The organism is Paenibacillus sp. FSL L8-0340, assembly GCF_038593145.1.
GTDB lineage: Bacteria > Bacillota > Bacilli > Paenibacillales > Paenibacillaceae > Paenibacillus_AQ.
The window spans coordinates 1,377,754-1,402,017 of the sequence record NZ_CP151967.1; the positions used below are offsets into that span (position 1 = coordinate 1,377,754).

At 48.7% G+C, this 24,264-nt stretch carries 28 protein-coding genes, 5 tRNA genes, 1 pseudogene and 1 CRISPR repeat array; of the genes and pseudogenes, 22 read left to right on the plus strand and 12 right to left on the minus strand.

The window, feature by feature from the left end:
* Positions 1 to 56: 56 nt before the first annotated feature.
* The 3 genes from NST07_RS06270 (at position 57) to NST07_RS06280 (ending at position 2,861) form a co-directional block, all read left to right on the plus strand.
* On the plus strand, positions 57 to 2,162 hold the full coding sequence (locus NST07_RS06270) for a molybdopterin oxidoreductase family protein (RefSeq protein WP_342481233.1): 2,106 nt from the start codon (positions 57 to 59) through the stop codon (positions 2,160 to 2,162).
* 228 nt (positions 2,163 to 2,390) lie between these two features.
* Positions 2,391 to 2,645, plus strand: coding sequence for a hypothetical protein (locus NST07_RS06275; protein ID WP_342481234.1), 255 nt, complete (start codon positions 2,391 to 2,393; stop codon positions 2,643 to 2,645).
* Between the two features lie 81 nt (positions 2,646 to 2,726).
* Complete coding sequence (locus tag NST07_RS06280; RefSeq protein ID WP_342481235.1) at positions 2,727 to 2,861, plus strand: hypothetical protein; 135 nt, start codon at positions 2,727 to 2,729, stop codon at positions 2,859 to 2,861.
* Positions 2,862 to 2,937: 76 nt separating this feature from the next.
* Here the strand turns inward: NST07_RS06280 and NST07_RS06285 are convergent, their stop codons facing one another.
* Complete coding sequence (locus tag NST07_RS06285) at positions 2,938 to 3,171, minus strand: helix-turn-helix transcriptional regulator (RefSeq protein WP_342481236.1); 234 nt, start codon at positions 3,169 to 3,171, stop codon at positions 2,938 to 2,940.
* Between the two features lie 64 nt (positions 3,172 to 3,235).
* Here NST07_RS06285 and NST07_RS06290 point away from each other — a divergent pair, with 64 nt between their 5' ends.
* Positions 3,236 to 3,979, plus strand: a complete 744-nt coding sequence (locus tag NST07_RS06290) for a hypothetical protein (RefSeq protein WP_342481237.1) — start codon at positions 3,236 to 3,238, stop codon at positions 3,977 to 3,979.
* Positions 3,980 to 4,715: 736 nt separating this feature from the next.
* Positions 4,716 to 5,146: a CRISPR direct-repeat array (repeat unit 27 nt; unit sequence GTCGCACTTCGTATGGGGAGCGTGGAT).
* A gap of 200 nt (positions 5,147 to 5,346) precedes the next feature.
* Here NST07_RS06290 and NST07_RS06295 read toward each other — a convergent pair.
* A complete protein-coding gene (locus NST07_RS06295; protein WP_341090396.1) occupies positions 5,347 to 5,928 on the minus strand; it encodes a CGNR zinc finger domain-containing protein in 582 nt (193 codons plus the stop codon).
* Between the two features lie 166 nt (positions 5,929 to 6,094).
* Between NST07_RS06295 and NST07_RS06300 the strand changes: the two genes are divergently transcribed.
* Positions 6,095 to 6,586 (plus strand): DinB family protein, encoded by a 492-nt coding sequence (locus NST07_RS06300; protein ID WP_342481238.1) that lies wholly within the window; start codon positions 6,095 to 6,097, stop codon positions 6,584 to 6,586.
* 364 nt (positions 6,587 to 6,950) lie between these two features.
* Here the strand turns inward: NST07_RS06300 and cmpA are convergent, their stop codons facing one another.
* Positions 6,951 to 7,088 (minus strand): cortex morphogenetic protein CmpA, encoded by a 138-nt coding sequence (gene cmpA / locus NST07_RS06305; protein WP_144024341.1) that lies wholly within the window; start codon positions 7,086 to 7,088, stop codon positions 6,951 to 6,953.
* Between the two features lie 77 nt (positions 7,089 to 7,165).
* Positions 7,166 to 7,525, minus strand: a complete 360-nt coding sequence (locus NST07_RS06310) for a hypothetical protein (protein ID WP_038586996.1) — start codon at positions 7,523 to 7,525, stop codon at positions 7,166 to 7,168.
* A gap of 119 nt (positions 7,526 to 7,644) precedes the next feature.
* Here NST07_RS06310 and NST07_RS06315 point away from each other — a divergent pair, with 119 nt between their 5' ends.
* On the plus strand, positions 7,645 to 8,130 hold the full coding sequence (locus tag NST07_RS06315; protein WP_341380330.1) for a SprT family protein: 486 nt from the start codon (positions 7,645 to 7,647) through the stop codon (positions 8,128 to 8,130).
* On the opposite strand, the gene NST07_RS06320 is transcribed toward NST07_RS06315, so the two are convergent.
* Together NST07_RS06320 and NST07_RS06325 are read right to left on the minus strand one after the other, a co-directional pair.
* Positions 8,123 to 8,761 (minus strand): pentapeptide repeat-containing protein, encoded by a 639-nt coding sequence (locus NST07_RS06320; protein WP_341377552.1) that lies wholly within the window; start codon positions 8,759 to 8,761, stop codon positions 8,123 to 8,125. The two genes, NST07_RS06315 and NST07_RS06320, sit on opposite strands and share 8 nt — an antisense overlap.
* A gap of 445 nt (positions 8,762 to 9,206) precedes the next feature.
* Positions 9,207 to 9,635: an Lrp/AsnC family transcriptional regulator gene (locus NST07_RS06325; protein WP_342481239.1), complete on the minus strand. Its 429-nt coding sequence runs from the start codon at positions 9,633 to 9,635 to the stop codon at positions 9,207 to 9,209.
* A gap of 126 nt (positions 9,636 to 9,761) precedes the next feature.
* Here NST07_RS06325 and NST07_RS06330 point away from each other — a divergent pair, with 126 nt between their 5' ends.
* The 10 genes from NST07_RS06330 to NST07_RS06375 all read left to right on the plus strand — a co-directional run bounded on the left by NST07_RS06330 (position 9,762) and on the right by NST07_RS06375 (position 16,266).
* On the plus strand, positions 9,762 to 10,526 hold the full coding sequence (locus NST07_RS06330) for an MBL fold metallo-hydrolase (protein WP_342481240.1): 765 nt from the start codon (positions 9,762 to 9,764) through the stop codon (positions 10,524 to 10,526).
* Positions 10,527 to 10,654: 128 nt separating this feature from the next.
* Positions 10,655 to 10,730: transfer RNA gene (locus NST07_RS06335), tRNA-Asn, on the plus strand.
* 7 nt (positions 10,731 to 10,737) lie between these two features.
* Positions 10,738 to 10,826 (plus strand) — tRNA-Ser (locus NST07_RS06340).
* Between the two features lie 452 nt (positions 10,827 to 11,278).
* Positions 11,279 to 12,184 carry a branched-chain amino acid ABC transporter permease gene (locus NST07_RS06345; protein ID WP_341097576.1) on the plus strand — a complete coding sequence of 302 codons (906 nt, stop codon included), beginning with the start codon at positions 11,279 to 11,281 and terminating at the stop codon, positions 12,182 to 12,184.
* An 18-nt stretch (positions 12,185 to 12,202) separates the two neighbouring features.
* Positions 12,203 to 13,165 (plus strand): branched-chain amino acid ABC transporter permease, encoded by a 963-nt coding sequence (locus NST07_RS06350; RefSeq protein ID WP_341090406.1) that lies wholly within the window; start codon positions 12,203 to 12,205, stop codon positions 13,163 to 13,165.
* Positions 13,134 to 13,916 (plus strand): ABC transporter ATP-binding protein, encoded by a 783-nt coding sequence (locus NST07_RS06355; protein WP_341090409.1) that lies wholly within the window; start codon positions 13,134 to 13,136, stop codon positions 13,914 to 13,916. The genes NST07_RS06350 and NST07_RS06355 overlap by 32 nt, the downstream gene beginning before the upstream one ends.
* A 5-nt stretch (positions 13,917 to 13,921) precedes the next feature.
* Positions 13,922 to 14,623 carry an ABC transporter ATP-binding protein gene (locus NST07_RS06360; protein WP_342481241.1) on the plus strand — a complete coding sequence of 234 codons (702 nt, stop codon included), beginning with the start codon at positions 13,922 to 13,924 and terminating at the stop codon, positions 14,621 to 14,623.
* A 74-nt stretch (positions 14,624 to 14,697) separates the two neighbouring features.
* On the plus strand, positions 14,698 to 15,897 hold the full coding sequence (locus NST07_RS06365) for an ABC transporter substrate-binding protein (protein ID WP_341377556.1): 1,200 nt from the start codon (positions 14,698 to 14,700) through the stop codon (positions 15,895 to 15,897).
* A gap of 209 nt (positions 15,898 to 16,106) precedes the next feature.
* Positions 16,107 to 16,178 (plus strand) — tRNA-Glu (locus tag NST07_RS06370).
* A 5-nt stretch (positions 16,179 to 16,183) separates the two neighbouring features.
* Positions 16,184 to 16,266: transfer RNA gene (locus tag NST07_RS06375), tRNA-Leu, on the plus strand.
* Positions 16,267 to 16,331: 65 nt separating this feature from the next.
* Here NST07_RS06375 and NST07_RS06380 read toward each other — a convergent pair.
* Positions 16,332 to 16,967, minus strand: coding sequence for a PAS domain-containing protein (locus NST07_RS06380; protein ID WP_342481242.1), 636 nt, complete (start codon positions 16,965 to 16,967; stop codon positions 16,332 to 16,334).
* Between the two features lie 36 nt (positions 16,968 to 17,003).
* Entirely contained in the window at positions 17,004 to 17,201 is a 198-nt protein-coding gene (locus NST07_RS06385) for a transcriptional regulator (protein WP_038587016.1), read from the minus strand.
* Positions 17,202 to 17,344: 143 nt separating this feature from the next.
* Here NST07_RS06385 and NST07_RS06390 point away from each other — a divergent pair, with 143 nt between their 5' ends.
* From NST07_RS06390 to NST07_RS06400, 3 genes are all read left to right on the plus strand, one after another.
* Positions 17,345 to 17,710: a helix-turn-helix transcriptional regulator gene (locus NST07_RS06390; protein WP_341377557.1), complete on the plus strand. Its 366-nt coding sequence runs from the start codon at positions 17,345 to 17,347 to the stop codon at positions 17,708 to 17,710.
* A gap of 83 nt (positions 17,711 to 17,793) precedes the next feature.
* Positions 17,794 to 17,876: transfer RNA gene (locus tag NST07_RS06395), tRNA-Leu, on the plus strand.
* A gap of 90 nt (positions 17,877 to 17,966) precedes the next feature.
* Positions 17,967 to 18,908, plus strand: a complete 942-nt coding sequence (locus tag NST07_RS06400) for a polysaccharide deacetylase family protein (RefSeq protein ID WP_341377558.1) — start codon at positions 17,967 to 17,969, stop codon at positions 18,906 to 18,908.
* A gap of 20 nt (positions 18,909 to 18,928) precedes the next feature.
* Here NST07_RS06400 and NST07_RS06405 read toward each other — a convergent pair whose 3' ends face one another.
* From NST07_RS06405 to NST07_RS06415, 3 genes are all read right to left on the minus strand, one after another.
* Positions 18,929 to 19,576 (minus strand): GyrI-like domain-containing protein, encoded by a 648-nt coding sequence (locus NST07_RS06405; protein WP_341377559.1) that lies wholly within the window; start codon positions 19,574 to 19,576, stop codon positions 18,929 to 18,931.
* A 71-nt stretch (positions 19,577 to 19,647) separates the two neighbouring features.
* Positions 19,648 to 20,925 (minus strand): helix-turn-helix domain-containing protein, encoded by a 1,278-nt coding sequence (locus tag NST07_RS06410; RefSeq protein ID WP_341090420.1) that lies wholly within the window; start codon positions 20,923 to 20,925, stop codon positions 19,648 to 19,650.
* Positions 20,926 to 21,115: 190 nt separating this feature from the next.
* Positions 21,116 to 21,595, minus strand: coding sequence for a glutathione peroxidase (locus NST07_RS06415; protein ID WP_341377561.1), 480 nt, complete (start codon positions 21,593 to 21,595; stop codon positions 21,116 to 21,118).
* A 134-nt stretch (positions 21,596 to 21,729) separates the two neighbouring features.
* On the opposite strand from NST07_RS06415, the pseudogene NST07_RS06420 reads away from it, so the two are divergent.
* The 3 genes and pseudogenes from NST07_RS06420 to NST07_RS06430 all read left to right on the plus strand — a co-directional run.
* A pseudogene (locus tag NST07_RS06420) lies at positions 21,730 to 21,882 on the plus strand (Ohr subfamily peroxiredoxin); the annotation flags it as partial.
* A gap of 192 nt (positions 21,883 to 22,074) precedes the next feature.
* Complete coding sequence (locus tag NST07_RS06425; protein WP_341090421.1) at positions 22,075 to 22,353, plus strand: hypothetical protein; 279 nt, start codon at positions 22,075 to 22,077, stop codon at positions 22,351 to 22,353.
* Positions 22,354 to 22,439: 86 nt separating this feature from the next.
* Complete coding sequence (locus NST07_RS06430; RefSeq protein WP_341090424.1) at positions 22,440 to 22,859, plus strand: thiol-disulfide oxidoreductase DCC family protein; 420 nt, start codon at positions 22,440 to 22,442, stop codon at positions 22,857 to 22,859.
* 108 nt (positions 22,860 to 22,967) lie between these two features.
* Here NST07_RS06430 and NST07_RS06435 read toward each other — a convergent pair whose 3' ends face one another.
* Entirely contained in the window at positions 22,968 to 24,155 is a 1,188-nt protein-coding gene (locus tag NST07_RS06435; RefSeq protein ID WP_342481243.1) for a copper amine oxidase N-terminal domain-containing protein, read from the minus strand.
* Positions 24,156 to 24,264: the final 109 nt, after the last annotated feature.

The window sequence follows — 24,264 nt, forward strand, 5'->3', positions numbered from 1 at the left end:
GTGTATGATTAAGCTATGATCTTAACGTTTGCTATAAGCGATGGGAGAGAGCTGACATGAAGAACATACAGGACGGAGTCTTTCCCGCGGTATGCCCGCTCGATTGTCCGGATACCTGCGGGCTGCTGCTGCACAAAAAGGACGGGAAGCTCGTCAAGATAGAGGGCAACCCGGAGCATCCGGTGACCAAAGGAGCGATTTGCAACAAGGTGCGGCATGCGGGCGAATGGACGCAGCATCCGGACCGGCTGACACAGCCGCTGAAGCGGGTTGGCCCTAAAGGGGAAGGTGCTTTTGTACCGATCAGCTGGGATGAGGCCATTGCCGAAATTGCCCGGAAGCTTCACTCAGTGAGTGAAGAGTTCGGCTCCGAGAGCATCCTTCCTTATAACTTTTACGGCAATATGGGCTTCCTCAGTGTGGAGGGGATGAACCGCCGCTTCTTTAATGCGCTTGGCGCGAGCCGGTTGGAGCTGACCATATGTGCATCTGCCGGAAATGAAGGCTGGAAACATACGATGGGCTTCAAGGGCGGATTAAATCCGGAGGATACGGTGAACGCCGACCTGATTATTATCTGGGGGGCTAACATCGTCAGTACGAATATGCACCAGGTGGTGCTGGCGGAACAAGCGCGCAAGCGCGGGGCGAAGGTCATTGTTATTGATGTTCACCGCAACCGTACGGCCCAGTGGGGCGACTGGTTTATCCAGCTCCATCCGGGAACGGACAGTGCGCTGGCGCTGGGGATGATGCACATCCTGTTCCGTGACAAGCTGGTGGATGAAGATTTTCTGGCCCGTTATACGTTTGGGCATGAGGAGCTGCGCCAGCAGGCGCAGCTGTATCCTCCGCAGACTGTCTCGGATATTACGGGCGTCCCTGTGGACGACCTGGAGCAGCTTGCACGGATGTACGGCGAAGCCAATGTGTCTTACATCCGGATCGGCAATGGCCTGCAGCATCATGACAACGGCGGGATGAACGTGCGCAGCATCAGCTGCCTGCCCGCCCTGACCGGCCAATGGCTGAAAAAAGGCGGCGGCGCGCTGAAGTTCAACGGCGCCTATAACGCGCTTAATGCCCGGGCACTGGAACGGCCGAAGCTACGGCCTAATCCGCGGGCGCGGAGCATCAACATGAACCGGCTGGCCCAGGCGCTGGAGATGACCGAGCAGCCGGTGAAGGCGTTGTTTGTGTTCTGCAGCAACCCAGTTGTGGTGGCGCCGGAAGCGGACCGGGTGCGCGCCGGCATGCAGCGGGAGGATCTGTTCACCGTGGTGCATGAGCTGTTCATGACCGACACCGCGAAGTATGCCGATATCGTGCTGCCGTCAACAGCTTCGTTCGAGAATACCGACCTGTATGCCTCCTACTGGCATCACTATATGCAGCTCCAGGAGCCAGTTCTTGAGGCACCGGGAGAGTGCAAAAGCAACTTTGAGCTGTTTTCACTGCTGGGCCGTGCGATGGGGTTTGACGAGGAGGCCTTCAGTCAGAGCGAGGACGAAATGATCCGCGAGGCGCTGGACAATCCGGCCAACCCGTACCTGAACGGTGTTACACTGGAGCGGCTGCAGGCCGAGCGCCATGTGAAGCTGGATCTGACGGCGCGGGAGAACTTCCTGGATAAGCTGCCCACGCCATCAGGCAAAATCGAGCTGTATTCTTCCACACTTAAGGCAGAGGGCCTCTCGCCCCTGCCTGTTTACGAACCGCTGAAGGAAGGATATGACGGTGTACGCCGTCCCCGTGCAGATGATCCGTATCCGCTGAACTTCATCTCGCCGCCGAACCACAATTTCCTGAACGGCACCTTTGCCAATGTGGAGAAACATCAGCGGATGGAGAAGGGGCCGATGCTACAGATCCACCCGCTGGATGCTGAAGCCCGCTCCATCCGTGACGGCGACAGAGTGAAGGTCTATAACGGCCGGGGAGAAATCGTGCTGAAAGCCGTTGTGACCGACAAAATGCTGCCCGGCACCGTGATCAGCCAAGGCCTCTGGTGGGAAGGGGAAGACGGCCCGCAGCGGGTCAATGTTCTGACACCGGCCCGGCTCAGCGACATGGGCCGCGGCGCCACCTTCTTCTCGACCACCATTCAGGTGGAGAAGCTGAAGCTAGAGGAGCAACCGGGGACGGTGGTTCAAGAGTCGTAATATTGTAAATAAATGAGCCGTCCTTCACTTGTGAAGGGCGGCTGTTTTGATTATTGACAATATAGCTGATGTTTTTTGAGAATAGGGAAATCTGTGTTGCTGAGGTTGAGAAACCAATGTTAAAATTCCCATAAATAAACAAAGTTCAGGGTGAATAAATATGATTGAACGGGAGGTTGAAGCGGAAAACAGGCAGAGCCGAAATGAACCTGAAGGGGATAGCTGAACATGATGATAGTTGGAACGATACTCGCGATTTTGGCTGCTGTGGTATTAACCATTTTTTTAGGTCCATACGGGATACTGGTATTGTTTGCAGTAGGGTTTGGATTATTGCTCAGCATACATGTCAGAACGAAAGAAATTCATGACGACATGCAGAAAATCAAGGAGAAGCTTGGCCTTATAGCCGACGATGATTATGTCAGCGATCAGGAGATTGAGGCGGAGCTGGAGCAGGACAGAGTGAAGGAAGAGCATTAGGACGAGGAAAACGGATAAGTATAAGGACAAAGATAAAGCTAAAGATTAGACAAAAAAACTGATGAAAACTGAGTGCTTTTTATGGGGGTAATAGATTTGGAAACGATTGTATATCTTATCCGCCATGCGGAATCTATATATGTGGAAGGGAAGGATAGAACGAGAGGTTTGTCCGAACAAGGTCATAAGGATGCGCTAAGAGTCAAATCCATTTAGGCGAGAAATCAAAGAAAACAAAAAGCACAAAAATTCCGCTTAAACAGCGAGATTCAGTGCTTTTTTTCACTTCTGATTATCCTTTACGTCGTACTTCGAACAAATCGTTAGGACTGACATCAAAGTAAAGACATAACTTCATTATCAGTTCTGCTGATATTTTCTTCTTTTCCATGTTATTGTTATGCATTAATTCCGTTATGGTTGTTCTTCGATGCCCAATTTCCTTGGATAATTTTAATACAGATATACCGCGCTCTTTTAATATGGTGTCTAACTTGCAGTAAAGTGTGTATTCGATAAATTCCATGGTCTTCCTCCAGAAATAGAAATAGTTGCACTTTGAAAGTGCATGTAGTATATTGTTGAAGTAGATGGTGAACTTTAAACGTGCAATTCAATATGAGTATTTTGTTGGTACGCTCTTACAAATATCCTTAGAGCAAACAGACGGAGGAAGCCATATGCCGAAACGCCGACCTCGCAAACTTAATACCCAAGCTATTCTTGATATCACTAAAAAAAATTTGGTCTGGCCGGAGTTAGAGGATCAACAGGATGCAATACATTACTATCATCTCACTGATGCGCTCGGACGTAAATGGCAAACCATTGGTTGTCATGTTACGGATGCGATTAAAGTTTTTAATATGGGGGAGTATCCTCCATGGACGTCAATAATCCAAACTGCGCCCTATAATCCAAATATCACTATTCGAGAACTGGTGCCAATGTTAAATTGTAAAGATAAAGCATTAATAAACGACATGCAAATTATATTAAATACATCTATCCGGTGTAACCAGTTTATAAATAAAATTGTTAACGTAAACTATTATAGTATCTTTCAGGTGTTGTATGACCTCAAAAATGATTATCTACTGAATGATCCAATACCAATCTCAGCATTTGAACATATGTACAGTATTAATCCAATCGAAGCCCTTTCTCGATTTTACTTGGAAAATGTAGATACGTTGGATTATTGGGAGTGGTTGCAAGCTGGTGGTTCGGCTGAACTGGCTATTAATTTTAGAAATATGAATCCAAATCTAACTTTAATTGAAGTTTTAGAAAAAGCAGAGAGAGTGCAAGGAATAACAAAGGTGCTTGAATGAGGCATCTATCATACAAGCACATCTTTCACTATAAAAAGAACCTCATAGCAAAACGGTTATTAGCCCTAATATAAATCCAAACTATTGATTGCAGCGAAAACCATAACTTTTAACCAAAGTAGCGACTTTACAGAGCCGTAAGAGAGAATGGATTTTATTGGGGAATATGAAGGCAAGACCCTTATCATCGGCACGTACGGTGATATTTGTGACTCTAGTGCTGAATTATTTTGATTGGCAATATGGATATGGACTCTGGAAATCCACTATGATGCCAGATAATTACCGGTTGGAGAGGATGGAAAGGTTAGCCAGCGTGGGAAAATGTGAAGTTGAAGCTTATATGGAATTGCGGGGAGATTTGTACTTTTGTTGTTGCAAGGATTTTAGCACTATTGAAGAATGTATTGGTGAAGTACTGCTCCTGTACGGGATCATGGATTGAAACATGAATTATAAAAAATACTTGGAGGTGGATAATATTCTGCTATCATGGAGAGAAAGTATGTATTTAGATTATCAAACAAATTCTAAATATCAAAGGTCGGTAATTCAAGTGCGGATGGGAAGCTTACATGATTTCCCCGAGTCCATCGCACCTCGAATTTTGTCGATAAGATTAAATATCGATTACTTCCTCTAAAAGTAAATACCTAATCTATGCTTTTTTGTTATCTTTTCGGTTGAAACGAGCTAAATCGATACGGATATTATATTGTTTTTGTTTATTTTCGCAGTCGCACTTCGTATGGGGAGCGTGGATAAAAATATGTGTGCTTCTTTCCTACCTTCCTGCAGTCGCTTGTCGCACTTCGTATGGGGAGCGTGGATAAAAATCACGATGTAAAGCCATCCTAAAATACCAATGCTATGTCGCACTTCGTATGGGGAGCGTGGATAAAAATCTCTTTTTGGCTTTGCGGTATCAATACGGAAATGATGTCGCACTTCGTATGGGGAGCGTGGATTGAAATTGACAAGGGCATGCTCGCACTATACCTGGAGGCCGTCGCACTTCGTATGGGGAGCGTGGATTGAAATTGAAATCAATCGCTGGGGGCGATAGTATTGCCAAGGTCGCTCCCTGTGTGGGAGCGTGGATTGAAATAGGCAACTTGGTTAGTAAATCTAAAAAAATCCGCGTCGCTCCCTACGGGAAGCGTAAATCGAAATCCAAATACTCCAACACCGTTTGCCCAAATAGCGCGTAGCCCCCTATACGCATGGTCATTTCAGCAAACTTTTTAGGTTAGATTTAACCTTGTTTATGTGTGCCTTTTCAGGCGGCTACTTTCTTTATTCTCTATCATAGGGATTATTGGCTTAAGTATGATTGAAGTGGATTCGATCTGGTGACCATCCTCCTATCATTTAACATGATCCCCGGCATCCCCGGCGTCTTCTGCTTTTTTTCGTGCCCGGAAGCGGCGCACCTTCATCAGATTGCCGCAGAGCTTGTCGTCGCAGTAGCGCTTGGAGCGGTTGCGGGTATCGTCGTAGTAGACCCAGAGGCAGTCAGGATTGTTGCAGATGCGGAAACGGGAGGTTTCCTTCTCCAGCAGGGCAGCAGCAAAAGAAGCGGCAATCTCGGCCATAACCTGTTCCCAGTCGTTGCGTTGCGGCAGAAGAGAGAGCTCGGCCCGGCCGTCCGGCTTCCAGACTACTTGTCTAATCGCTGGCCCTTTGCCCATATACATATTCAGTTGCTCCAGCAGCTTGGGATCTGCGCTATTGCCTTGCACGAGCTTCTGCACTTCGCCCCACAACAGGCCGCGCAGCTGCTTCAATTGCTCCAGTTCATCAGGCTCCGGCGGCGATGTTACCTGCAATGATTGCTGCTCCAGCCACTTCTCCAGCCATTCCTGATCCTCCAGCCTGTCCCGGTCCTTGCTGCGGTCGCCTGTCCGCCAATCCCGCCAATAGCTGTTAATGAAATCCTCCCACAGCACGGTTCATCCATCCTTCCGCAGCCTTCTCTTTCCCTTGATTGTAACAGTTAAAAGTCATATTTGCTAGTTACTTGAATCCTCCGCTTGAATATGCTACATTTCTTGTGTAACGGTTATCGGAGCTTTGAGTGGTTACATTGCTCACAATACTTTTAGGAGGTAAAACATGCAGAATAAGATTAGCGATGTTTTGCTGCAAAACTGGGATTATGCCATGGATGTCGAGGATTGGGCGCCGCCGCTAAGTGATGCGCTGCAGGGTGTGGATAGCATTCAGGCCAGCTGGAAGCCGGGGGAAGCGGGCAACTCCATCTGGGAGACGGTCAACCATTTGACCTATTACAAGGAACGTTTGCTGAATAAGCTCAAAGGTCTGCCGCAGCTGCCGGATGCAGAGAGCAACGACGCCACGTTTACCGTAACAGCAGACGGAGAAGAAGCATGGGAACAGGCGGTTGCCAAGCTGAAGACCATTCATGCTTCACTGCGGGAAGTGATTGAGGCGCTGGAGGAAGGCATCTACGATTGGGGCGGCTCGGGCCATGCTCCGGGTGAAGAAGTGATGAGCCTGATTCTGCATGATTCCTACCACACCGGACAGATTGTGCTGGTCCGCAAGCTGCAAGGCTCCTGGCCTTCCCACCGCAGTTTTAACTGATTATTTAACATACAATAATGAAGCCGCATCTCCGCTGACCGGGTATATCCTGGCTTTGTGGGGATGGGGGTATTTGTTTCAAGCAGGAAAAGCCGGGGTTAATGGGCGCTATACACAAGAAATCGGATTCCAGCGTTGTCGCATCCACCTTTATTAAATACGCGGCGTATATTATTATCATATTCGGAATCCTGTTCTTCCTGGTGAGATACGTTTTCCCGATGTTCTAAAATCATAGACGGATGAAGCAGTGTGCTTGCGGCAAATGTAAGCGCCTGAGGATCTTCACAAACCAAAAGCCACGGCTACCCTGACGGTAATCGTGGCTTTTGATCTTCACACACACCTGAATTGCAATATAACTCTATACTTCTCTAGGTACAGAATCACGGGATTCGGCGGAATTGCGGTAAAAAAACCAGCATTCGTTCAGCAGCTTGATCTGACGGCGGTCCTTTTTGAAATAAGCCTTCATGAGCTGATGGCAGAGCCACTGTGGCAAGTGTACCCCTCCTCTGGCATGCTTCCTATGTACAGCATATGGGAAGGAGTGCCCAAAGGTGCGGCGAAGGCTACAATTTAATGAATACCTTCTTCTTCCTCTTCGTACCACTGTTCCAACTGTGCCTGCAGCGCACGGATTTCCGTCAGCAGCGAGATCAGCGGATAATTATTCTCCTGAATGGAGGAAAAAGCGCTCTCCAGCCGGTTGATGTACGCAAGCCCCGACTCCAGCGTATACCCCTCGCGCAGCAGATCCAGCGAATCACATTCCGCGATGGCCAGCGGCAGGTTCGGCACATTGTCCGCCGTCAGCTTGTCGATCTCTTTATTGAGGCGGAGATTAAGCGCACTCAGCTGGTAAGCATATTCCTCCGGCATTTCCACAAACTGCAATTCCTGTTTCTGCTGCAAAATTACATACCGCATTTTCGGCATACGTCATTCTCCCTCCGGACTTGTCTTCCTTCTTGACAGTTTAGCCTATGGGCAAGTTACAATTCAAGTAGAGATCTTATTTCCTGTGGAGAGGACCTGTGAGAAACGCTATGACGACTATGAGTAACGAAGAGCTGCAGCTGTGGATCGAGCAGGTGTCGCTGGGCAGCTTTGGCGTGCCATTCCGGCACAAAGCAAGCTTTAACAACAGACTTACGACAACAGGCGGACGATATTTTACCAAAAGCCATAATATAGAGATTAACCCGCAACAGCTGGCGATGTATGGGCGCGAAGAGACGGAGAAGATCATCAAGCACGAGCTCTGCCACTACCATCTACATCTGGCGAAGCGGGGATATATGCACCGGGATGCCGATTTCAAAAGCCTGCTGGCCCAGGTCGGCGGAAGCCGTTACTGCGGAGCGCTGCCGGGGGCCAAGGCCCGTAAGCCGCAGCCTTACCGTTATAAGCTCGTGTGCACCGATTGTGCCATGGAATATCCGCGCAAGCGCAAGGCTGACCCGAAGCGCTACCGCTGCGGCAAATGTGCCGGTAAGTTGAAGCTGATAGCACTAGAAGCAGGTAATGGCCAGTCTACTTAATGACGAGGCCCAGCAGCCCGGCAAAAGAAGCCGCCTGATCTGCGGAAATAATACAGCCTGGCAGATCTTCAATATCCACATTCAGGCCGCTGAATTCGCAGTCGCTTAAGTCGATATCTCTTAATTTGGAGCCTGCCATTACCGCCTGATCGATTTTGCAGACTGAGAACGACATTTTATTGAAGCTGGATTGATAGAAGTCGGCGCTGTTCAGTGAACTGTTCTCGAAGGCCGTTTGTTTGAAGTTTCCTAACCGGAAGCTGGCGAAGTCGCCTATGCAGTCCGTCACACGGACATTCTGGAATCTTGCTCGGGTAAAGTCGGTTCCGATCATTTTACACAGCTTGAACTCAGTCCGGTGAATGAAGGCTTCGCTAAAATCGACGTTGGACAGATCGCAGTTTTCAAAGATCACATCCGTCAGCTCGACAGCACGGAGTGTGGACTCGGTAATCGTGACATTTTTGAACAGCACTTTATCGAAGGATACCTTGGACGCTTCCTGGTATTCAATGAAGGTATCGCTGATGGCGCAGAGGCTGAACTCCTCCTTGGACTCCAGGGAGAACACTTGCTGCACTGGCAGAGAGAGCGGGTCGGCGATTTTGGGCGGATCAATTTTATGATTCATGCTGGCCTCCAATAATGATAATGAGTGGTTCCGTCGCCGAAGCAGCGGGTGGATGAGTTAACTATCCTGCGCGGCAGGTGTTTTGTCAATGTTCCGGTAGTGTGCTGGAGGCTAGCTCAGAACAGGGATAACAGCCTCGTTATAACGGGAGCCCAGAGGCTTTCTACTGCAAAAAGTCAGGGGGACTGGGCAAATTCTATTGCACAGAATACAGCAGAACGCCGATTAGACGGCGAGAGGCAAATCTATTGTATAGAATACAGCAGATTGAGGTAGAGACCTTTCACAGAGTCACTCAATTGATGTTCAGCGGAGGGCGGCTGGTATTTCTCGAAAAATATGCAGCAAAAAACAGCTATTTGGCGTTATTGCCAATCAGCTGTTTTTGCTATTCACCTATTCTGCTGCTCATCTATTCTGCTGTCCACCTGGTGATATCTGCGGTTTATTTGAGCTGTTTCATGCCCAGATTAATCCGATAATTGCCATACTCCAGCAGTTCGTCGAGAAAACCATTCAGCTCCGCCTGATCCCCGGTACGAACGCGCATCCAGTAGCAGCCTTCCCCGCTGACCCGGTGCAGTTCCACTACGCTGCTGTGGTTTTGGGCGAACTTTTGAAAGGGTGGATGGGCGGCGTTGGAGCTTAAGAACACGGTGATAAAGGCGTGGATGCTTTGTCCGATTTTGAGCGGATTCCAGCGGACGGTATAACGTTCGATAATCTCCAGTTCCCGCATTCTGCGGATTCGTGCGCCTACCGCCTGCCCCGTCATATGAACATATTCTCCGATGTCCTTGTGGCTGAGCGTGGAGTCTTCTATAAGATATTGAAGGATGCGGTAATCCGTATCGTCGATGAGGTAGGGGGTCATAAGTTAAATTCCTTTCCAGATGAAAATAGAACAGGCCAATCTCTTTCACGGCACAATGTATTCCGCACGCAGGTCCATTTATAATTAATTGTAGCAGAAGACAGCTGGAAAGAAGAGGTGTTTAGAATGAAAATTCAATTGATCCGCAATGCGGCCTTATGGCTGGAATACGGCGGTGTTACCTTCCTGATCGACCCGATGCTCAGCGAACAGGGAGCCAATCCGCCGATTGTGAATACGGAGAATGACCGCAGAAATCCGCTCGTTTCTTTGCCGGGCCCGGTTCAGCAGTGGCTTTCACCGGATGCTGTGCTGGTTACACATCTGCATCAGGATCACTGGGATGCGGCGGCGGTGTCACTTTTGCCGCATGAGATCCCGCTGTTATGCCAGGATGGGGATCAGGAGACTATCGCTGCCCAAGGGTTCGGCAATATCACCGTGGTAGAAGACAACACTGCATTAACGTTCCGTGGGGTGACCCTGACACGAACCGCAGGCCGGCATGGAACAGGAGAGATCGGAGAGTGGATGGGCAAGGTATCCGGTTTTGTCTTTCAGGCTGAAGGTGAGCCTGTACTGTATCTGGCCGGAGACACCATCTGGTGTCCGGAGGTCAAACAAGCCTTGGACGAGTATAGTCCGGAAGCGGTCATTGTCAATGCCGGAGGCGCACGGTTTATAACGGGAGGGCATATTACAATGAATGATCAGGATGTCGTTGATTTATGCCATTATGCCCCTGAAACATCCGTCATCGCCGTCCATATGGATGCCATTAATCATTGCCTGGTTACACGTGACTTGCTTAAAGCACGCTTGCAGCAGGAGGGGCTGCTGGACCGTGTTGACCTTCCGCTGGATGGAGAATGGATTCAGGTTGATGCCTAAATCTAAGCTTCGTGTATAGTGTTGGGCCCGTCAGATACATGAGCTGATTGTAAACGATCTCAGAGTGGCTTTTGTCCGCTTGACTAGATCACGAAATCATGATAAATTAATCCTTGTTCATGTAATGTTCCCTGATAGCTCAGTTGGTAGAGCACTCGACTGTTAATCGAGTTGTCACAGGTTCGAGTCCTGTTCGGGGAGCCATTTACTTGGAGAGATACCCAAGTGGCTATAAGGGGACCCTCTGCTAAGGGGTTAGACTGCGTAAGCGGTGCGAGGGTTCGAATCCCTCTCTCTCCGTATTGATACTTTCAGACAGTAAGAGCTCCCGAGCGGGGCTCTTTTTTTGGTGCTGTATCTCATACTTTTTCAGCTGGACTACTGTTGCAACCCGTTACCTCTTTAATAAATTGAAGGATTGAAGCTGTAAAGAGACAAATGTTATATTTTTTACGGAAAAACAAAGAATTGTAACAGAAAAGGAAATATATATAAAAACAAACGACCTTTAAAATCCTCTGCTTTACTCCGTTTTTCATCGTTTTTTGCGAATAATGCATGAAACACTTCGTATAACTAACTCATTACGTCAATAAATCTAACGTTTAATTTCGAAAATTATATTAAAACCACTCATATATTAGTGACGGAGAAATAACTGTATGTTAATATAAATGACATCTTGAGGGATTGGACAGAATGTAAGGCGTAGAAAGGAGAATTTTGATTATTATGGAGAGAAGGGGATGGCGATGGAGTACTTCATCCAGCAGTTAATTAACGGGATTTCCGTAGGCAGTATTTACGCTCTAATCGCCCTTGGTTACACCATGGTGTACGGAATTATTAAGCTGATCAATTTTGCGCATGGGGATGTGTTTATGGTCGGTTCGTTTATCGGACTGTACAGCGCAAAATACTTGGCGAACGCAGGGCTCCCTCCTGTGCTTGTGTTGATCTTGTCACTTATGATTTCGATGACCATCAGCGCACTGCTGGGCATCACGATTGAACGCTTCGCCTACAAGCCGCTGCGTAAATCGACCCGGATAGCCGCACTTATTACGGCCATTGGCGTATCGTTCCTGCTGGAATACACCGGAGTGCTTATTCTTGGGCCTCAGGCCAAAGGCTTCCCGGACATAATGGATAAGAAACAGTACCAGTTGTTCGGCACATCCATTCAAGTGGAATCCAATCAAGTCATGATTCTTCTAACAACCATAATTCTTATGATTCTCTTGCAATATATCGTACGTTACACCAAAACCGGTAAAGCGATGCGGGCGGTATCGTTCGATGTGGAGGCGGCCCGTTTGATGGGGATCAACGTAGACCGCACCATCTCGGCAACCTTTGCTATCGGTTCTGCGCTGGCCGCTGCTGCCGGAGTGATTTTCGGCATGACTTACAACTCTGTCGATCCGCTAATGGGCGTTATGCCGGGGCTTAAAGCATTTGTAGCCGCAGTGCTTGGAGGCATAGGAAGTATTCCCGGGGCGCTTGTTGGCGGATTGCTGCTGGGAACGGTAGAGACGGAGATTTCTTCGCTCGGATTTTCCTCCTGGCGTGATGGAGTAGCTTTTGCAGTACTGATCCTGATCCTTATCTTTAAACCATCCGGGCTGTTCGGCAAGAATGTCCGGGAGAAAGTGTAGGAGGGAACCGGCGTGAAGATGACAAGTAAAAAATTCTGGATGGGCATTATTGTTGCCCTGGCGTTTTATGGAGTCGTTCAAGTTCTTCTAACAACGGGAATATTCAGTGATGTTACAAGGTCGATGCTTCTCTTGATCGGTGTCAACATCATGCTGGCGGTATCGCTTAACCTCATTACCGGGATTACCGGACAATTCTCCATCGGTCATGCAGGTTTTATGTCTGTAGGTGCGTACACTTCGGCGATTCTGACACTGGATTATAACGTTCCATTCGTTCCGGCGATTATTGCCGGCGGTTTGCTCGCTGCCGTGTTTGGGGTCCTGATCGGAATGCCTACCCTCCGGCTGAATGGTGACTATCTGGCCATCGCCACACTGGGGTTCGGCGAGATTATCCGGATCATCATGCTGAACACGGAATTCGTCGGCGGTGCCTCCGGGCTCAGCGGCATCCCTGCCAAAACGACCTGGACCCTGCTATTTCTCTTTACCTTAATTACAGTGGTTATGATCAATAACTTTATAAGATCCACACATGGCCGGGCCTGCCTTGCCATCCGCGAGAATGAAATCGCCGCAGAGGCGATGGGGATTAACACGACGCGTTATAAGATTATTGCCTTTACAATCGGTGCATTGTTCGCCGGTATAGCGGGCGGATTGTCTGCGCATACGTTCTACGTGATTACTCCGGGCAGCTTTAACTTTCTGAAATCGTTCGAGATTATCGTTATGGTTGTTCTCGGAGGACTCGGCAGTACAGCCGGCTCCATTGTGGGTGCTGTCTTCGTTACCTTGCTCTACACCTATCTGCGTGAATTCCCGGAATGGCGGATGATTATTTATTCGATCGTTCTGATCCTGATGATGATATTCCGTCCAAGCGGGCTGCTGGGTACAACGAAATTTTCATTCGGCAAGCTTGGCAAAAAGGAGGTGAAGGCAGATGACAGCATCACAGGCAGCAGTGCTTCTTGACGTTAAAGAGGCCAGCCGTTCCTTTGGAGGGCTTAAGGCGCTCAGTGAAGTTTCGCTTCACATTAACAAAGGTGAACTGATCGGTCTGATTGGGCCGAATGGTGCCGGCAAAACGACGCTTTTCAACCTGTTAACCGGCGTATACCCGCCCTCTACAGGCAGCATTCTTCTTAACCATGAATCCATTGGCGGGATGAAGCCCTACAAGATCAACCATAAGGGCGCTGCGCGCACCTTCCAGAATATCCGGCTGTTTACGGCCATGACAGTATTGGAGAATGTCAAAATCGCCTTTCACCAGCATGCCAGACATTCCTTGTTCACCTCCATGCTGCGGCTGCCGAAGCATTTCAAGGGAGAGGACGAAATTACACGGAAGGCGATGGATATTCTCAAAATATTCAATCTCGCGGACCAGAATGAAGAGGTTGCCAGCAATCTCAGCTATGGTAACCAGCGGCGTCTGGAAATTGCCCGGGCGCTGGCGGCCGGGCCGAAGCTGCTGCTGCTGGATGAACCGGCAGCGGGTATGAACCCGAATGAGACGCGGGACTTAATGAATCTGATTGCCTGGATCCGCGAGGAATTTGACCTCACCATTCTGCTGATCGAGCATGACATGTCGCTTGTTATGGGCGTCTGCAACCGGATTTATGTCTTGGATCGCGGGATACTGATTGCTGACGGAACTCCGGCGGAGATTCGGAATAATCCCAAGGTTATCGAAGCGTATTTGGGACAGGAGGCGTAATGGCAATGCTTAAAGTACAGGGGATCAATGTTTATTATGGAGCCATTCACGCTTTGAAGGATCTTAGCATCCATGTCGGGCAAGGGGAAATTGTAACACTGATCGGAGCCAATGGTGCAGGCAAGTCGACGCTCCTGAAGACTCTGTCAGGTCTGCTTAAACCCAAAACAGGCAGCATTGAATTTCTGGATAAATCAATAACCAGCCAGAGTGTTCAGGCGATCGTCAAACAGGGCCTGATCCATTGTCCTGAAGGACGCCGCGTGTTCGCCAATATGTCCGTTGAAGAGAACCTTGAGCTTGGCGCTTACCTGCAGGAACCCGGAGGTCTGGCGGCTGATTTCGAGAAGGTGTACGACATCTTTCCGAGGCTTCGGGAACGCAAGAAGCAGCAGGCAGGTACTTTGTCCGGTGGCGAACAGCAGATGCTTGCCATGGGGCGGGCCATTATGGGGCATCCCCAGCTGCTGCTGCTGGATGAGCCGTCCATGGGGCTTGCGCCGCTGCTGGTACAGGATATTTTCAAGATTATTAAAGATGTGAACGAAGCCGGAACTACTGTGCTGCTGGTGGAGCAAAATGCGCATCAGGCGCTCAAAATCGCCCACCGCGCCTACGTGCTGGAAACGGGCAGGGTTGTTCTTGAAGGGGATGCCAAGGAATTGGCAGATTCCGAAGAAATCAAAATGGCCTATCTCGGGCACTAAGAGGTTAGCCTCACTAAGGGCATCATAGAAACAACATATATACAATTCTATTATCCGGGAGGCTGGGAGAAACTATGAAGAAAATTGGGGCCATTATTTTGTCAACAGTACTGATTGCAGTATTGGCATCGGGCTGCGGCAACGACAACACAGAGAACAGCGGAAACTCTGCAAGCGGCGGCAACTCTGGCGGGGACACTATCAAAATCGGCGCGAACCTTGAGCTCACGGGCGGCCAGGCCTCTTTCGGCGATTCCGTATCCAAAGGCGCGAAGCTGGCGGTACAGCAGATCAATGACGCAGGCGGCATACTCGGCAAGAAACTGGAATTAATCGTAGCCGATAACGCCTCGAAATCCGAGGAAGCCACGCAAGCGGCGCAAAAACTGATTACCAATGATAAGGTTGTTACCATCATCGGTGCTTCGACCTCGACCAACACGCTGGGGATCGTCCCGGTGGCTACGGAGAAGAAAATACCTCTGGTATCTGTAGGTGCCACCAACCCTAAAGTGACGGTGGATGAGCGCAGTGGCAAAGTAAACGAATGGGTGTTTCGCACGGCCTTTATCGATCCTTTCCAAGGAGAAGTTATGGCTAACTTTGCCGTAGATTCGCTAAAAGCTAAAACAGCTGTAATTTACACAGACACGTCGAGTGACTATTCCAAAGGTCTGCAAAAGTTCTTTGAAGAAACCTTCAAGGAAAAGGGCGGAGAGGTACTGAGCCAGGAATCCTATCAGCAAAAAGACTCCGACTTCAAAGCCGTACTGACACGGATCAAAGAGCAAAACCCGGATGTAATCTATCTGCCGGGCTACTATGAAGAAGTCGGCAAAATCGTAAAGCAAGCCCGCGAGATGGGCATTACAGTTCCCTTCCTCGGCGGCGACGGCTGGGATTCTCCGCAACTCGCTGAAATCGCCGGCAAAGAGGCTCTGGACAACACTTATATGTCCAACCATTACTCAGCGGAAGATACCGCTACTGAAGTTACATCCTTCGTTGATGCCTACAAAGCTGCCAATGGGGGCGCAGTACCGGACGGGATGGCCGCTCTTGGTTATGATTCCCTGAAGCTGGTTGCTGACGCCATTACCCGTGCAGGTGAGGCCGATCCTGCCAAGATTAAAGATGCTTTGGCAGCGACCAAAGATCTGCAGCTGGCTACCGGTAAAATCACGCTCAACGAAACACATGACCCTGTTAAAGCAGCTGTCGTTCTGAAATTCGTTGCCGGCACACAAACTTTCGAAACAAAGGTAAATCCGTAAGAGGTTCAGGCGCAGGTACTGAATGTGCAAGGAGTGTGGCGATACAGAAAAGTTGGAGGGTCTTTGCGGGAAGGCGGAGATTTAGCGGGGATGAACGGCTGATTGCTGCAGCTGTGAATGTCCGTTATTTTTTTGAGAAAAGTTCTTGTCAAATTAGCCTGGGTTTGATATACTCATTTTTGTTGTGACAAAGACAACTTATCAAGCATGGCCCGTTGGTCAAGGGGTTAAGACACCTCCCTTTCACGGAGGTAACATGGGTTCGAATCCCATACGGGTCATATATGCGGTAGTGGTGGAATGGCAGACACGCTATCTTGAGGGGGTAGTGGGTGTATACCCGTGGAGGTTCGAGTCCTCTCTACCGCATACGATGTTTAGGAGAGAAAGTCCTTGATATTCAAGGGCTTTTTTCTTTGCATTCACAGGAAGAATCACCACTTCAGAGCTGCGGCGTATTTCGGGTACAGCTCACGGATGCAATCCGGACAAATATCATGGGTGAATTGCAAAGACAGCTGCTGCAGCAGGAAACGTTCAATGGTCACCCACTCCTCGCTGCTGTTGCGGATAGATTTGCAGGAGGCGCAGATAGGAACAAGAGGTTGGGCGTTCTTCTGGTGCAAACGCAACGGCTGGATCGTTCGGACAGGCTGAACAGGCTGACTTGTGACAACAGGGCCAACATCCTGCAGAGAGAGAATGATAGCCTGGTTTGCTGCCGGATTCTCATGGATCAGCGGAAAGGCATCTACACGGAATCTTCTGCTGCCTTTGGCCGCAGTCTGTAGAATAAACTCAGAACTGGATATTAAAGACTCGCCGCGAAGGATGTGATGCAGCGCCTCCTTAAGTGCAGTGATCTGGGAAGGGACCGACATCGATTGTTCGAACAACTCCAGACCATCAGCGCCGATCCAATCGGCATGCGGGGAGAGTCCATAGTGGTTGTTGTATTCCTTCCAGGAGTCGTTGGTGAACAGGATGATCCCCTGGCTGTCGATAACCAGTGCATTATGCGGCAGAGCATTAAGGGAACGGATGAGGGAAGTGGATATGCTGAATGGCAAAGGTTATCTCTCCTTGATAGTTTGCAGGATGGAAAGCTAGGATGGAGGCAGGTTAAGCAGCTCTGCGACTTGGCGCCTGTAGCGCTCGGCCCTGCGGGTGCCGTGAATCAGATTGGATAGGCGATAAGGCGGAATTCCGTACAGCTCGCAGAATTTCTTCTGATCCATGTGCATTTCCGTCAGCCGCTGTTTGATTGCCCAGCCAAAAGGAGTAACAGGACGTTTACTGTTCAAAACACTTCACCTCTTATCGACTATCCAGTCGTGTGATATAATGAATGGGAATAATAATAGTTAATTATATACTTTTTTACGTCATTTTACAATAAAAAATACGTAAATAAGTATATTTAAATAGTGCGGAAGGCGGATTGCTGATGGCGTCGATATACGAACGGATAGAATATTTGATCAAACAAAAAGGACTGACAAAAAAGTCCTTCTGCGAACAGCTGAATATCAGTACCGGCAACATGGGGGATTGGAAGCGGGGCAAGTCGACGCCCGGAACACATAAGCTGATCGAGATCGGTGCTTTTTTTCATGTGAGTCTGGATTGGCTGATTCTGGGCAAAACTACAACGGAGATTCTTCGCGAAGGCGGGGAGGATTATTTTTCTGGCCAAATACGGCAATTGAATTGCCAAAGTGAGGAATTGCCGCAGAATGAGCAAGAATTTATTAAGGAATATATCGAGTTTGCCCGATACCGCAGGCTTAAAGAAAACGAAGAAAATTCTTAAAGTGGTGTCTTTACATTTTGCTGAAATGGATTTATAATATTGAATGTTGGCCTCAAACATTGATTTAACGTTATACTCACCGCGCGGTAGTGGTGGAATGGCAGACACGCTATCTTGAGGGGGTAGTGGGTGTATACCCGTGGAGGTTCGAGTCCTCTCTACCGCATACATGAAGAAACCTGAAATTCCTTGTTACTCAAGGGATTTCAGGTTTTTTTGTTTTGTTTTATAGACTGACCCAATGGAGGGAAAAAGAGTGCCGAATAAAATTCACAACTCCAATGAGCGGTTCCTGATCGTTACCGCCGACGATTTCGGAATGTGCCATTCCATGAATGAGGCTATTATGAACCTGTACCAAGCCGATGCAATTAATTCCAGCATGATTATGATGCCGGGGCCCTGGGCGAAAGAGGCTGCTGAGTATGCCAAAAATCATCACAATGTTAATGTGGGAATTCATCTTACGCTTACTTCGAGTCTCCCGGCCTATAAGTGGGGCCCAGTTACCAGGAGTTCCAGGATACAGTCGTTAATTACTGCAAAAGGATATTTTTGGGAACATGCAGCTCATGTGGAAGAGCGGGCTACTGCTGAAGCCATCCGAACTGAAATCCGAAGTCAGATCGAGATGGCTCTAACGCTGGGGATTGAACCGACACACTTGGACAGTCATGAGGGCAGTTTATTGGGATTGTCGAGAGGCCGGGATTTTCTGGAGATTGTATTTGATCTGTGCCAGGAGTACCGGTTGCCTTTTAAGCTGCCTGTTAATATAGTAAATCAATCATTTCTGGATTTAGCGATGAGGGAATTAATGACGGAGAGGATTGAATCGGCACGGAAAAGAGGGATCTTGTTAATTGATGACTTGATTAATCTTCCCTATCACTTGGAGCAGGGGGAGGACTATGACATTGCTAAGGCTAAAATGATGGAAGCTATAAAAGGTGTGGGAGGAGGGATAACCGAAGTTGTCATCCATCCTGCGCTGAATACTTATGAAATGCGGGCAATTACTCCACACTGGAAGAAAAGGGAGATCGAGTACCTGTTATTTATGGATGAGGATATTCACAGATTACTGCAAACCGAAAAGATTCAGCTTATTTCATGGAAAGATATACGCGATAGACAACGTCAGGCCAGTGGAGGTGACACGACGGGAAACCCGGACTACATTGGTTGCCGTTCGTAGGATGCAAACGCGGATCGCCGCTATTTTTCCACCACAGGTACGCACAGATGGGCCTCGAATCTTTCGTCGTCAGGCCCTGACTTCTCTGTATAGTTGATGAAGAAAACACCGGCTTCGTTGAATTTGAATTCACCTGATGGCAGCCATTCCTGATGGATATAATCCCATGTGCTCTGAAACGCAGCAGCCGGCACACCCTTGGCGATAAAAATGGCATATTTGGATGCGGGGTAATCCTTATGCACAAGTCCTTCGGGAACTGTACCGGGATCTCCTACCTCAACGCCTAAAAAATAGCCGGTATCCCAGGCGGATTGCTCCCACAGCTTGGGAACCGAATCGCGGCCTTCGAAGATGCCCAGGTAACAGCCGCTGCTCTGGACTTTTGACAGAATGGAATCAAATTTGCTGTCGATATCGAATTCCCCGAAGACATGTCCCCAAATATCGGCATAAGGTTCGCCTGCTTGATTGAGGTTCTGCCAGCCAATGACTTGAAGCTCCGGTAAATCTAGCACATAAGGCTTTTCTCCGCCAATGGAGTCGGTGCGCTGAGGGGCTTCTTTTTCCAGCTGCTGGCGGATCAGTTCGATTACCCGCGGTTTGAATTTAGGGGCGTATCCCTCGGTTGTTCGATCATAGCTGCTCTGGCGTAACGGGTCTGTCATGCATAATTCCTCCTAGCTCATTTGTTCTTCCTCTTCATTATAAAGGGGATCTGAAGCGATGGATTGTCCGTTTATAACAGAATGTTGCCAATAGCAATACACACCTTCATGGAGACCTCTTCATAGGTTTCATTTACGGTATAGAGGGCAAAAGGGCTGCCGGCCCGCCTATAGCAGCAGTTTTCCTCCAGCCAGCGGGTCATAATATCCGCAAGTCCTGTGAAATCCCCGAAACTGTCTGCGGTTAATACCGCATAAAGCCCTGCTTCTAAGTTAACAACACTCAGACCGTCTTCGGCAGGTAATTCGCCCGTTTCTGTCTGCTCGACACCGCACAAATATCCATTGCTGGTAATCTCCACATAAAACGACGATGGAAGGAATCCACGTTGATTGATCTGCGATAAAAGCTTGGCCGAAGCTTCTTCTTCCGCATGACTGCCTTCGGCATGGGCGACGATATAGTGCTGCTGCTCAAATGGGGTTACTTCAATGATGTAGCTGCTTTGCTTGCGGATAATGGGCAGGGATAGACGAAGCTCTTTGATGGTCCCTGTCTTTTGAATGATGAATTCCTCACGGCAATGATCACCTGCCAGGGTGAACACGCTTTTGGCCAGCCAATGGCTGTAAAGGTAGTCCCAGGCCTGGTTGATGCTTCCGGTAAAAGGTACGGATAAGACGGCAAACTCACCGCCGCATAACGTAGCTGGCTCTATGGAGTGATAACCGGTCTCCCCCAGGGCGGAAATCCAGTACTCGTGATTCTGGGTATCTATGAATATGTTGTACGATTGTCTGGACCGCCCAACCTGCACAGGGGTTAATCCGAAGAGTCTAAAATTCATGCCCGTACGCTTGGCTGTGAAGACCGCTTGTTTCAGTGCGTTGATGGCTTGCTGTTCGATGTCTGTGTCTCCTGCGGCGAGGTAAACGGCGGTCAGGCCATGCAGCGGTTGCCCGGACTGGATCTTAATGGCTGTCTCCGCCAAGTGGAGGGGGAACTGCCCGGGGAGGAAGGTATAGAACATGCTGCTCCGTTTGTATTCCATTGGCGTAAGACCGACGATTTTTTTAAAGACCTTGGAGAAGGAAGGCAGGGAGTCAAAGCCGTTGCCCAGCGCAATTTCGGTAATGGATAACCCGGAGTTCTTGATCTGGGCGCATGCGTTGCTGATTCTTCTTTTGCGGATATAGTCTTTAATGGAATGGCCGGATACGCAGTAGAATTCCCGGTACAGCTGCATCAAAGAAACATATCCCCTCCGGGCGAGGTTGTCGAGGCTGATCTCTTCATTCAGATGATCCTCGATATAATCGAAAACCCGCTTCAAAACATCCTGCTTCATAGCCAACCTGCTTTCAGGGGAATAAAAGGTGATGCGTTTCAAACATCGAGTGCTATATTCTCTGTATACCATAATTAGGGATGATGGAAATGACAATTAGCATAATATTGTGGTATAGCGAACACAAAGATACTCTTCACTGGAGCCGCGGGCTTTTGCGAAGAGTATCTTTTCATATTATAGGGGAGGATTAGTCCAGCAGTTTGGCAATATCGGCTTCGATCTGGTCCGGAGTAGTTTGTGGTGCGAACCGCTTCAGGACACGGCCTTCCTGATCGACCAGGAATTTGGTGAAATTCCACTTGACGCTCTTTGAGCCCAGGACGCCCGGCGCTTCCTTGGACAGGTATTTGAATAACGGATGCGCTTCGTCGCCCTTCACGTCAACCTTCTCGTACATCGGGAAGGTTACTCCGTAATTGATTTCGCAGAATTCGGCGATGTCTTCGCTTTCACCCGGCTCCTGTCCGGCAAACTGGTTGCTCGGAAAACCAAGCACCTCAAAACCACGGTCCTTGAATTTATCGTACACTTCCTGGAGACCCTTATATTGCGGGGTGAATCCGCATTTGCTGGCTGTGTTCACGACAAGCAGCACCTTACCTTTGTACTTGGACAGGGATTCTTCTTCCCCGCGCAGCGTGTTGGCTTCAAAATTATAAATACTCATGAATAACGCCTCCCGAACTTCGATTTATCACAATTTAATTTTACACTATTTATCGTAAGAAGCAACCCGTCAGAATTGTGACAACATTGTATATTCGTTTCAAAATATCTCTGTTGTTTAAATGTAGGGTATGCAACGGCGGTTTCAGACTGGCTGTAAGAATGGATGTGAAGCTGCCCGGCATCGACTGTGCGCAGGCGGAGGATTTGGCAGAGAAGGCTCATGCGTTCTGTCCGTCTTCCAAAGCTACGCGGGGCAACATCGAAGTTGAACTGAATGTGTTGTAACGGGGAGCCGGTATTTAGAAGAATTTCTGGAAATAATGGCTAAATAGAGACGGTGAGGCAGGAAACAGCCGGGAATAGCGGTCTAAAGGGCGGCTTTGGTTGACATCACCCCTAAAATTCTTTAATATGTCTAAGTATCTGTTATGCACGTGTGCTACTAAGTACCAAAAATATAAATAATGGGTGATGAAGATGTCTTACAGACCGCATATTACGAATGTGACCAAAGCCAGCAGCAATGATAAGGAAGGATTGTACGAGTTCATTATCAAGCTTGCTGACGGAACGGAGTGCCGCGCGTTCTATCATCGGTTTCCGGAATGGAAAATGACGAACATCAGCCGCCTGCTTAAGACACCCTGTCCGGTTTGCCGCAAAGATTTCATCTGCAAATGTATGGAATCCTTCACTGCTGATTTCGAAGGGCAAATGCTCGGCGACGAGTGGATCGGCAAGGCTATTGCTGAATAATTAAATGGACGGATGATGAGGCGCGGGAGCTATCCCGCGTTTTTGTTTATTTCCGGGGAGATACTATGAAGAGGGGGTGCGGCAAGATGGAGGAAGAGCAAAACAAGGCAGGCGGTAAGTCTATTGTGCTGATCGACGGTGTATGCCATCTTTGTCAGGGGCTGGTGCGGTTTATTATTCCGCGCGATCCCAGGGCCAGATTTATGTTCGCCCCCTTGCAGAGTGAGACAGCAAGCGGAATGCTGAGTGCAGGCGGGCTTGGATCAGACCAGCTGAATACGGTCGTGCTGGTGGAGAACGGGACCTGCTATACAGAGTCGGCTGCAGTGCTGCGGATCGCCCGTGGCTTGCGTTTTCCGTGGCCTGCCGCATATATCTTCATACTTGTGCCGCGGCCTCTGAGAGATGCCCTGTACAGGCTTGTGGCGAGGAACCGGTACCGCTGGTTTGGGCGTGACGAGCAATGTCTGCTTCCCACACCGGAAATCCGCAAGAGATTTCTGTAAGGTGCACAGCCGATGTGCACAACCCAAAAAAAGCAGCAGGTGGCTATGTCACCTTACTGCTTTTTGGGCTGGCTTAAACCCCTATTCGGTTTGGGGGGGGGAGATGAGTTATTTATTAAGGGCTGTCGTCGTGAGGATATAGGTTTGCGTAAGCTTCCATTTGCCGTCTGCTGATTTTTTCAGTATATTGACCGATACGGCCCGGCTGTCCTGAAACTCCGGACCTTTTACTTTCTTGGACGTCTGCACAGTATATACCGCAGCAGTATCCCCGGTATAATCAATAATTTTAGAAGAGTCAAGCGTAATGGCTAAATCATAGGCTTTAAACATTTGCGTATAAAGTTCTTTGCTTTGCCCGTATGCAGGGGAAGTTTCGTCAATGGTGGATAATACCCCATCCAGATCCTCTTTGTTGGAGTAATCCACATTGGTCTGAACCACAGCTTTAATTTGATCTTCATCTGTTTTGGGTACGGTGATCTTAGCCTCCAGCACATCTGCCGGAAGAATGTACTGTAGCGCAGCGATTTGGATACCGCTGATTTGCCAAGCAGAACCGCCAGCTTTTCTGGTGAGGGAGTATACATACTCCGCTTGGCTATCCAGCATGAAGGGACCGCTTACCTTCTCGGAGTGTTCAATCGTGTGTACGGTTGCTTCATTCTCTTTGGAATCAATAATTTCCATCTGGAGGACGGTAGTCTTGGTATCAAAGATCTCGTACTGCTCTTTGATTCCTGGACCGATCGCTGCCAGTGGGGATTCCGGATCAATAAGGCTCATGAACCCGTCATAATTATCCGTATTGGAATACGTCACATATTTATCAAATAATGCGGAGATTCCCTTGATATCAGCGGTGTTCTCCTTGCTTGTAATTGCAACAGTTCTGGAAGCTGCTTTCCACTCCACACTGTTTCCGGTGGCTTCGCTTACAAAGCGCAGGGGAACATAAGTGACTTTGTCAATTGTTTTGGGTGCGGAGGCCAGCTGTTTAACGGTTCCGTTTATAGTTGCTTTTTTGCTTCCGGTCTGCAGCTTGATGCTGAGCCCTTCCTTGGTGGCTGTGATCGTGTTACTCTTGGCATCCCAGACCAGCTTCATGCCGAGCTTTTCAAAAATGGGCCGCATAGGGATGAGCACGGAATTGCCATCCTGAATCGGGGCGGCAGTGGTCAAATTAAGCTTCTGCTGGTCAACGAGTACAGTGATAGGTTTGGTTGCTGCGGCTGCTGACAAGCTGATCGATCCGGATAAGACGAGGGCTGTGAGTAAACTGGGCACTAATTTCATGTTGAATGATCTCCTTTAGTTGTAATCTGGCCGTGCTGAAAGCTGACTGGCTAATAGTATAGGGGAGAGGAATGATCCGGTAAATATCCAACTCAGGATATGGTGCGGG

Bases quoted from the DNA above. Each gene is read 5' to 3' on its own strand.
- NST07_RS06270 (WP_342481233.1), top strand. From the start codon at position 57: ATGAAGAACATACAGGACGGAGTCTTTCCCGCGGTATGCCCGCTCGAT.
- NST07_RS06275 (WP_342481234.1), top strand. From the start codon at position 2,391: ATGATGATAGTTGGAACGATACTCGCGATTTTGGCTGCTGTGGTATTA.
- NST07_RS06280 (WP_342481235.1), top strand. From the start codon at position 2,727: ATGGGGGTAATAGATTTGGAAACGATTGTATATCTTATCCGCCATGCG.
- NST07_RS06285 (WP_342481236.1), bottom strand. From the start codon at position 3,171: ATGGAATTTATCGAATACACACTTTACTGCAAGTTAGACACCATATTA.
- NST07_RS06290 (WP_342481237.1), top strand. From the start codon at position 3,236: ATGGTGAACTTTAAACGTGCAATTCAATATGAGTATTTTGTTGGTACG.
- NST07_RS06300 (WP_342481238.1), top strand. From the start codon at position 6,095: ATGCAGAATAAGATTAGCGATGTTTTGCTGCAAAACTGGGATTATGCC.
- NST07_RS06310 (WP_038586996.1), bottom strand. From the start codon at position 7,525: ATGCCGAAAATGCGGTATGTAATTTTGCAGCAGAAACAGGAATTGCAG.
- NST07_RS06315 (WP_341380330.1), top strand. From the start codon at position 7,645: ATGAGTAACGAAGAGCTGCAGCTGTGGATCGAGCAGGTGTCGCTGGGC.
- NST07_RS06320 (WP_341377552.1), bottom strand. From the start codon at position 8,761: ATGAATCATAAAATTGATCCGCCCAAAATCGCCGACCCGCTCTCTCTG.
- NST07_RS06325 (WP_342481239.1), bottom strand. From the start codon at position 9,635: ATGACCCCCTACCTCATCGACGATACGGATTACCGCATCCTTCAATAT.
- NST07_RS06330 (WP_342481240.1), top strand. From the start codon at position 9,762: ATGAAAATTCAATTGATCCGCAATGCGGCCTTATGGCTGGAATACGGC.
- NST07_RS06345 (WP_341097576.1), top strand. From the start codon at position 11,279: ATGGAGTACTTCATCCAGCAGTTAATTAACGGGATTTCCGTAGGCAGT.
- NST07_RS06350 (WP_341090406.1), top strand. From the start codon at position 12,203: ATGACAAGTAAAAAATTCTGGATGGGCATTATTGTTGCCCTGGCGTTT.
- NST07_RS06355 (WP_341090409.1), top strand. From the start codon at position 13,134: ATGACAGCATCACAGGCAGCAGTGCTTCTTGACGTTAAAGAGGCCAGC.
- NST07_RS06360 (WP_342481241.1), top strand. From the start codon at position 13,922: ATGCTTAAAGTACAGGGGATCAATGTTTATTATGGAGCCATTCACGCT.
- NST07_RS06365 (WP_341377556.1), top strand. From the start codon at position 14,698: ATGAAGAAAATTGGGGCCATTATTTTGTCAACAGTACTGATTGCAGTA.
- NST07_RS06390 (WP_341377557.1), top strand. From the start codon at position 17,345: ATGGCGTCGATATACGAACGGATAGAATATTTGATCAAACAAAAAGGA.
- NST07_RS06405 (WP_341377559.1), bottom strand. From the start codon at position 19,576: ATGACAGACCCGTTACGCCAGAGCAGCTATGATCGAACAACCGAGGGA.
- NST07_RS06410 (WP_341090420.1), bottom strand. From the start codon at position 20,925: ATGAAGCAGGATGTTTTGAAGCGGGTTTTCGATTATATCGAGGATCAT.
- NST07_RS06415 (WP_341377561.1), bottom strand. From the start codon at position 21,595: ATGAGTATTTATAATTTTGAAGCCAACACGCTGCGCGGGGAAGAAGAA.
- NST07_RS06425 (WP_341090421.1), top strand. From the start codon at position 22,075: ATGTCTTACAGACCGCATATTACGAATGTGACCAAAGCCAGCAGCAAT.
- NST07_RS06430 (WP_341090424.1), top strand. From the start codon at position 22,440: ATGGAGGAAGAGCAAAACAAGGCAGGCGGTAAGTCTATTGTGCTGATC.
- NST07_RS06435 (WP_342481243.1), bottom strand. From the start codon at position 24,155: ATGAAATTAGTGCCCAGTTTACTCACAGCCCTCGTCTTATCCGGATCG.